Raw genomic sequence first — 203 nt, forward strand, 5'->3', positions numbered from 1 at the left:
CCTAAAGGGGTGATGGTCGAGCACCGCAATGTGCTCCGTCTGATTGTCAATAATGGCTTTGCCGATATCGGGCCGGATGACTGTATCGCCCACTGCGCCAATGTTTCATTTGATGCTGCCACCTGGGAGATCTGGGCGGGCCTGGTGCATGGGGCGCGTATCCTGTTGATCCCGGAAAAAACCTTGCTACAGCCGGATTATTT

Annotated in this window: 1 protein-coding gene; it reads left to right on the forward strand. The window is 54.7% G+C overall.

From position 1 onward, the window contains the following. Nucleotides 1–12 precede the first annotated feature (12 nt). A partial coding sequence (locus tag AAC147_RS11290) for a hypothetical protein (RefSeq protein ID WP_369793203.1) occupies nucleotides 13–203 on the forward strand: 191 nt, incomplete at its 3' end.

Source organism: Xenorhabdus sp. NBAII XenSa04, from assembly GCF_963866145.1.
In the GTDB taxonomy this organism is placed as follows: domain Bacteria; phylum Pseudomonadota; class Gammaproteobacteria; order Enterobacterales; family Enterobacteriaceae; genus Xenorhabdus; species Xenorhabdus indica.